The sequence below is a fragment of the Leptospira gomenensis genome (assembly GCF_004770155.1).
Lineage (GTDB): Bacteria > Spirochaetota > Leptospiria > Leptospirales > Leptospiraceae > Leptospira > Leptospira gomenensis.
The window spans coordinates 217,501-225,000 of sequence record NZ_RQFA01000037.1; the positions used below are offsets into that span (position 1 = coordinate 217,501).

Annotated in this window: 7 protein-coding genes and 1 pseudogene (2 of these 8 cut by a window edge); 4 read left to right on the forward strand and 4 right to left on the reverse strand. The window is 46.0% G+C overall.

Annotation, left to right across the window (positions count from 1 at the left end):
* Window positions 1-258 carry the start of an elongation factor G-like protein gene (locus tag EHQ17_RS09510; RefSeq protein ID WP_135590001.1) on the reverse strand. 1,626 nt of this gene lie to the left of the window's left edge, so the window shows 258 of its 1,884 coding nt (coding positions 1-258); the start codon lies at window positions 256-258; the stop codon falls past the left edge of the window.
* Between the two features lie 272 nt (window positions 259-530).
* Between EHQ17_RS09510 and EHQ17_RS09515 the strand changes: the two genes are divergently transcribed.
* The 4 genes and pseudogenes from EHQ17_RS09515 to EHQ17_RS09530 all read left to right on the forward strand — a co-directional run bounded on the left by EHQ17_RS09515 (window position 531) and on the right by EHQ17_RS09530 (window position 5,481).
* Window positions 531-1,304, forward strand: a complete 774-nt coding sequence (locus tag EHQ17_RS09515) for a helix-turn-helix domain-containing protein (RefSeq protein WP_246057482.1) — start codon at window positions 531-533, stop codon at window positions 1,302-1,304.
* 124 nt (window positions 1,305-1,428) lie between these two features.
* The gene (locus tag EHQ17_RS09520; RefSeq protein ID WP_135590002.1) at window positions 1,429-2,442 is read left to right on the forward strand and encodes an MBL fold metallo-hydrolase; all 1,014 of its coding nucleotides are present in this window, start codon (window positions 1,429-1,431) and stop codon (window positions 2,440-2,442) included.
* 11 nt (window positions 2,443-2,453) lie between these two features.
* Window positions 2,454-3,548 (forward strand): YeiH family protein, encoded by a 1,095-nt coding sequence (locus tag EHQ17_RS09525; RefSeq protein WP_135590003.1) that lies wholly within the window; start codon window positions 2,454-2,456, stop codon window positions 3,546-3,548.
* A 1,075-nt stretch (window positions 3,549-4,623) separates the two neighbouring features.
* Window positions 4,624-5,481: pseudogene (locus EHQ17_RS09530) on the forward strand (LIC13305 family lipoprotein).
* A 110-nt stretch (window positions 5,482-5,591) separates the two neighbouring features.
* Here EHQ17_RS09530 and rpsG read toward each other — a convergent pair.
* From rpsG to rpoC, 3 genes are all read right to left on the reverse strand, one after another.
* Complete coding sequence (rpsG, locus tag EHQ17_RS09535; protein WP_135590004.1) at window positions 5,592-6,065, reverse strand: 30S ribosomal protein S7; 474 nt, start codon at window positions 6,063-6,065, stop codon at window positions 5,592-5,594.
* 17 nt (window positions 6,066-6,082) lie between these two features.
* Window positions 6,083-6,457, reverse strand: a complete 375-nt coding sequence (gene rpsL, locus EHQ17_RS09540) for a 30S ribosomal protein S12 (RefSeq protein ID WP_001142358.1) — start codon at window positions 6,455-6,457, stop codon at window positions 6,083-6,085.
* A gap of 271 nt (window positions 6,458-6,728) precedes the next feature.
* Window positions 6,729-7,500: the 3' end of a DNA-directed RNA polymerase subunit beta' gene (gene rpoC, locus EHQ17_RS09545; protein ID WP_135590005.1), read on the reverse strand. The gene runs 3,452 nt beyond the window's last position; the window shows 772 of its 4,224 coding nt (coding positions 3,453-4,224); its start codon lies beyond the right edge, outside the window; the stop codon is at window positions 6,729-6,731.

Below are 7,500 nucleotides of genomic sequence, written 5' to 3' on the forward strand. Positions count from 1 at the left end.
AAAGTCCAAATGTCCTGGATTGTCCAAAAATTGAAAAAGCGTTCGAGCCGTTTTTTCGTTCGGCCAGAACACTCGCGCTACAGTCGATTGGATGGAGATCCCACGTTCGATTTCTTCGGGAAGGTAGTCCGACTCGGTCGTCCCTTCTTCGATGGTCCCGGGATTGCGGATTTTTCCCGATTCAAAAAGAATTCTTTCTAAAAGGGTCGTTTTCCCCGCGTCAATATGCGCGAAAATTCCAACGTTTAAGATTTGCATGTTTTTTTTTGAAAATCCTTTTCGAGGAGTTCCTACGTTTCCGTCGAATCACCGGGAACGTCCATGGAGTGCCGATCGTTCTTAAAATTCAAAATAATTTTTCCGACGGAATGGATCGGAAGTCGGAGGAAAATATTCCTTGAAGTCGGATTTCGATCTCGATTCGCTGGAGCAAGTTCCGACCGTTTTTCGTTGAATCGAGTTTCGACTTCCTCGAAAACGTAGGAGCACCTATAAATCCGGTTAGGGGCCTCGGGATTCCGAAAATAAAAATGCGTCGATTTCTCATTTGGAAAGACTTTGCGATCTACAGCGGCCCGTCCTTTTTTACGAAACGCCACAGCCATTTTTTCGCACAACTCTGCATCGCAAACGGGAAGGAGTTACGACTTCGCGGTAAAAACGGAATTTGGAGATCCTACAAAGCGGCATTCATTCCTTCCGGAATCAGTCATGAAACCGAAACCGCCGACGGACATTTCACGTTAATTTTGATGGATCCGGTCGTATTCGGTTCCTTTTTTCCGGAACGAATTCCTAAGGAAGGAGATCCTGCCGCGGACATAGCCGATATGATTTCCGAAAAAGACATTCAATTTTTATTAAGTACCTTCGAATCTAATCCGAGTAACGTCAAGGAGGAATGGTTCCGAATTCTCTCGAAACAAGGACGTGCAATAAGCGGGCGCGAACGAAACATCATAAACGACGTAAGAATATCCGATAGTATAAAACTTCTTTCCGAATCGGAGGAGGATGTTTCCCTTTCGATCTTATCCCGAAAGGCGGGCCTTTCGCCGAGTAGGTTTAGGCATTTATTCCGCGAAGAAACCGGAATCACCTTTTCGGGATATAAACTTTGGCTCAAAACACAAAAGGCGATTTTTTCGTTACGCGATCGACTCGAATTAACGACCGCAGCGTATGAGGGAGGATTTTCCGATCAGGCGCACTTTAGCAGAATTTTCAGGCGGTCTTTCGGGATTTCGCCTTCGGACTTCGCAAAAAAACCGGACCGATTCCACGTTCGTTTCTTTTTTTCCTAATACGACCGAGAACTTGAAAGCGGGTCGCATGCGCAGCCCATTCGTTCAAGACCGTTTTATTTTTTCGCGATACGATCGTAGCGATGAGAGCACAACGTATCTTTTCTAAACGGCGGATTTTTTAATGAGACGGATTCTAAGTCGGATCGGAATTCTCCTTTGCATTTTAGGAACCGCAGCGACGACGATTTTGGTCCTTTACGGGGTATTCCACGAAACGGAACGGACGCGCGTGGAAACCGAATGGACGGAGAAGAAGGCGTCGCGAATTTCCTCCGACGTATTGGGAAGCACCGAGCGACTTTCGATTCTTCCGCTCGTCAACTGGCATTCCCTTCCCGGCTTTCGAGGAGAAATGGGAGTTTCCTATCTGATTCGCACGGACCATATTACGATTCTTTTCGACGTCGGACAAAATACGGAAGAGGAGAATCCTTCTCCTCTTCTTTACAACATGAAACGGTCCGGCATTTCACTTTCGGACATCGACTCGATTTTCCTTTCTCACAAACACTTTGACCACGTGGGCGGAAAAAAATGGGAACGCAGCGGAACCTTCTCCTTAGGAAACGAACAGATCGGGTTAAACGGAAAAAGAATATTCGTCCCCGGGTCGATCACCTATCCGGGAGCGGTCCCGATACGAATCGAAAAACCGGAGGTCCTGTATCCCGGAATTGCGAGTATCGGTCCGATTTCAAGAAGATTGTTTATAGGCACGATCGACGAACAGGCGTTAGTCGTAAACGTGCGTGGGAAGGGCCTCGTGCTCATATCCGGATGCGGGCATCAAACACTTCGAAAAATTCTGCAACGTACCGGGAATACGTTTTCGGAGAAAATCTACGGAATCATAGGCGACTTACATTATCCGGTTCCGACGGGACGACTGGAAAAATTCGGAATCAATCTGCAAAAGGTTTTCGCTTCTGGAGAAGGTCCTCTAAAAACGTTACAATGGTCCGACGTCGCAAACGACGTAAATATATTAAAAAAATTGAATCTATCTATCGTGGGAATCGGAGGTCACGACTCAAGCGACGAGACGATTCGTCTTTTCGAGGATAATTTCGGAGCTTCCTACCGGAAGGTTTTGGTCGGAAAGTGGATTCACGTTTCTCCGGCGACGCGGAACTAAAGGAGGAAACAATGTTCGCGATTTATGATAGGATCGTTGCCTTTTTTGACGAAGTTTATAAAACTCCGAACGATCGAATGCGGTCCGGTATTTCCGCGTTCGGGTTCGTCTTAGGAATCCTTCTCGCCGCCGCCATCGGATGGGCGGCAAAGCAGTTGGTTTTATGGACGGGCAACACGACACTTTCTCCGCTATTCGTCGGTATGATCGGCGGGATCATCGTCGCGAATTGTTTCGGAATCAAGGATTCTCTCTTACCCGGAATCGGATTCGCGTCACGCGGCTTGCTTCGCTTCTCCGTCGTTCTTCTCGGCTTCCGAATCACCTTACAAGAATTAGTTGAAATAGGCCCTCTCGGTTACTTTACCTTGACGACGATCGTCATCGCGACGTTTATTTTTACTTACTGGATTTCGAAGAAAGGCTTCGGATTAAAACCTTCGGTCTCGTTTCTGATTGCCGCCGGTTGTTCCATTTGTGGAGCTTCGGCGATTTCGGCCACGACGAACGTCGTCAAATCGGAAAGCCACGAGACGGCGGTTGCGGTCGGAACGGTGACGATTCTTGGGATGTCGTTTTTACTGTTGGAACCGATTCTTTTCCAATCGGGACTTTTGGTCGGACTGGATTCAGATTCGTTCGGTTTTTTTGTGGGAACTACCATACACGAGGTCGCTCAAGCGGTCGCTGCAGGTTTCGCTCTCAATGAAAACAGCGGAAAAATCGCCACGATCGTAAAAATGGGAAGAGTGGTTTTACTGGCTCCCCTCCTCTTGGGGCTAGGTTTGTTGTTTCGTTTGCGTAAAACGAACGGTAGTGATTCCGACAAAGGTAAGACAAAAGTGAACGTCCCCGTCTTCGTCTGGGGATTTATAGCGACGATCGTAATTCATTCTTTGATTCCGATTTCGAACGAAGTAGGAACTCATATTCGATCCATAAACGATTTGTTTATGTTGATCGCTCTGACCGCAATTGGCTTGGATACAAAAGTTTTGCATTTAAAAAAGTTAGGATGGAAACCGGTGGCTGCGGCGGGTTTGGCATCTTTGTTCTTGCTGATCCTTGGCTGGATCGGGGCTATTTTCGTATTCCGTGAAATGTAAGGAGATCCTACATCATCCATTGTCCAATAAATTGTTAAGAAAGCCATAAGCCACACATTCGTTTTTCATTTTAAGAAAACGAGCATCGCTGATTACTCGGAAACGTGTGAGTTCCCACACTGCTTGGAATCACAAACAATTCCCCGTGCATCCGACAGCGTGTGAGTTCCCACACTGCTTGGAAATACAAACAATTCCCCGCGCATCCGACAACGTGTGAGTTCCCGCACTACTTGGAAATACAAACAATTCCCCATGCATCCGACAGCGTGTGAGTTCCCACACTGCTTGGAATCACAAACAATTCCCCGCGCATCCGACAACGTGTGAGTTCCCGCACTACTTGGAATCACAAACAATTCCCCGCGTATCCGACAGCGTGTGAGTTCCCTCACTACTTGGAATCACAAACAATTCCCCGCGTCAATATGCGCGAAAATTCCAACGTTTAAGATTTGCATGACGGTTTGTTCTGAAAATTCATGTGCAAAGCTCAGAGTAGTAGTTCCTACATTTTCTCAAATCAGTCGATGATCGAACTTCGAAAAAGCGGAGAACGAATTCGAAAATATTTTCACGGCCGCGCCCCTCGATTTGAAACGGAAAACAAAAAACCCGTCGAGCACACGGGTCGGGCTCTCAACTCTGGTCCAGTGATTGCGTAACACGAAAAACAGCCGCCGCCCGAAAAAGGCAATCACTTGACCCCGTTTCGATCCCTCGCGGAAGATGGGAGATCCTACTTTTCTAGGAATAGAAATTGGATATCAGCCTAACGCTTAACCACTTGAAACGTAAGTTCCTAGATTTATTTTGAGCTTGTCCCGAATCCTTAAAAAAAGAATTTTGTTAAGAATTATTTCGCAAGTTTTAGATCCAGAAATTCCATAAAACGCGGGAATTCCCACAAATTCACCTCATTCCAAATGGCTTTGAGTTTTGGAACAAGCTCCTATAAAAAATAATCGATGACTCGCACATCGAATCATTTCATCTGAAAAAGACTTGAATCGAGTTCGGAAGAAATAATTTTATCCGATGCAAAAGTAAGATCCCTGAATCCTTTTATACGTGTATGAGAAATCTATTTTTATGCCTTGTAATTTTATTCATTTTTATCTATTGCAATCCGAAAAAAGAGAATTCGGATCTTTGATTCCTTTTAGCAGCGACGACGACAGCAGCAAACACATCAGATAGAGCAGAAAATTACGATCGAGACGTGCAGATCATTACGAATACGACGCCTCCTCCCTCCCCTTGGTATACATTTGATCTGAGTTATTCCGAAGAGGACCTCAACGCTTATGTTACGCTTCTTAGCGCACAAATTGCAAAATATCCGAGAGGATATTGGATCAAAGCGAGAGCGGAAAAAATTTTTTTAGTCAAGTATATAAATGGTGTAAATGGGGGGAGTAGTGCAAGAGGGCTTTCACTTGCACCGGACAACAGTATTTATCTTGCAGTCGGGCAAGGATTAGCTTCCTGCAATGACTGTGTAGAGGATTATACCGCAACAATCCATCATGAGCTGATGCATAGTGTAGATTATTCACAATTCGGTCCGTTCTATTCTATGACCGCAGACGATTGGGACGCTTCGAACCCAAGCGGATTTCAATACGGCAGTGTTTCCAATTCCGGTGCGGCCGCAGCCGTTTGGACAAATGTCATCCATCCGCTTCCCGGTTTTCTCAGTTATTATGGAACTGCGAATAAATTAGAGGATCGCGCGATCTTTACTGCGGCAATTCTCGGCGGTTTACAACAGTCACAATCTGACACCTTAATCAATTTTTGCCAAACTGATCCGATCCTCGCGGCAAAAACAAGAAATATCATATCGGATATGAAAGCCTTCTGGCCCTTTCCAGGCGAAACTACTTTTTGGAAAACGAGAACCGCGGAAACTGAGAACGCTTGTGATTAATTTTTATTTCCGGTTTCCAACGGAAGTTCAAAAACAAAAAGGGAAGAGCCAACCCTTCCCTTTTACGATCTGAAATCAGCTTCGATTTCCGAAGCCTATAAAACTCTTTCTTACCAGCGGTAGTGGGAGAAAGCCTTGTTCGCTTCCGCCATTTTCCGGATATCTTCTTTTTTCTTGATAGCAGAACCGGTACCTTTTTGCGCTTCGATAAATTCCGCCGCTAACTTAGCCGCCATTCCTTTCTCATTTCTGTCTCTGGAATAACGGATCAACCAACGAATACCGAGAGCCAATCTTCTTTCCGGACGGACTTCGATAGGAACCTGATACGTAACCCCACCCACTCTTCTGGATTTCACTTCCACTTGAGGTTTAGCATTTTCTAATGCTTCACGGAAAGTCGCGTACGGGTCATTCCCTGTTTTTTTCTGGATGATTTCTAACGCATCGTAGAATAATTTCTCAGCTACGGATTTTCCGCCACTTAACATTAGGCAGTTAATGAACTTCGCAACTTGAACGTCGTTGTAAACTGGATCCGGAGTGATTTTCCGGGGTTCAACTTTTCCTCTTCTTCTAGACATCGATTCTTATCTCCCGATTAAGCCTTAGGACGTTTCGCGCCGTATTTGGAGCGACCGTTTCTTCTCTTATCCACACCCAAGGTATCCAGGGTTCCGCGAATGATATGATAACGAACCCCGGGAAGATCTTTTACCCTTCCCCCACGGATCAAAACGACGTTGTGCTCCTGAAGATTGTGTCCTTCTCCGGGAATATACGCGGTTACTTCGATTCCGGTCGTCAAACGAACCCTCGCGACTTTTCTCAAAGCCGAGTTCGGTTTTTTCGGAGTAAATGTCATTACTCTTGTACAAACTCCTCTTCTCTGAGGAGAGCTCTTTAATGCAGGAGATTTCGTTCTTTTCTTCTGCTTTTGCCTGCCGTGGCGAATCAATTGACTGATTGTTGGCATGAATAATCCTTCTCTAAAAAAATTTCAGATCGTTTTTACCAGATCTTCAAATACTTCCGATTTGTAAAGTGATTGACGACCCGTCTTCTCAAAGCCGTTCCGGAGAATTTCAGGAACGACCTCGTTTCATCTTCACCGGCGCTCGTCCCGATTTTCCAACCGAGGCAAAACTCCGATTTTTGGAACGATTTCCGTTTTTTAGAATCTCGCCGCGATCCGTTTACACGCGTTACGGCGGATTCTTTCGAAAAACATTCCGGAAGAGACGTAATTATGATTCGTCTCCGTCCGCGTCGGATTCTTCCGCAATCGCTTGCGGAACGTCCTCTTCCTCGTCTTCTTCCAGAGGACGATCGAGATCTCCATACGCGCTTTTGAATACCGCAATATCCTTATACTTCTTCGTTCCGGTTCCTGCGGGAATCATATGACCGATGATGACGTTCTCTTTGAGACCCATCAGATTATCGGTTTTTCCTTTGATCGCCGCGTCCGTAAGAACCTTGGTCGTTTCCTGGAAGGAAGCGGCCGAGAAGAAGGACTCGGTGTTCAAAGAAGCCTTGGTCAAACCGAGGAGGATCGGAACCGATTCCGCAGGGGAACCACCTTCCGCGATCACTCTCTTGTTTTCTTCGTTGAAAACGAGTCTGTCGATTTGCTGTTGGTTAACGAAACTCGTATCGCCGGAATCGGTAATCAGAACTTTCCGGAGCATCTGGCGAACCACGACCTCGATGTGTTTATCGTTGATGTGAACCCCTTGCAGTCTGTAAACTTCTTGGACTTCCTGAACGAGATACACTTGAAGAGCGGTCACACCCTTGACTCGGAGAATATCGTGAGGATCGAGATTACCGTCGTCGATTTGATCTCCTCTCTTCACGAAGTCTCCGTTACGAACCCGAATCTGTTTACCGATCGGAATCGCAACTTTTACTTTTTCCTGATCCGGATTGTCCGGATGGATATAAAGAATCCGTTTTTCTTTTACGATCTCGCCGCTGATTTCGATTCTACCGTCCGTCTCGGCAAGAGTGGTGGCG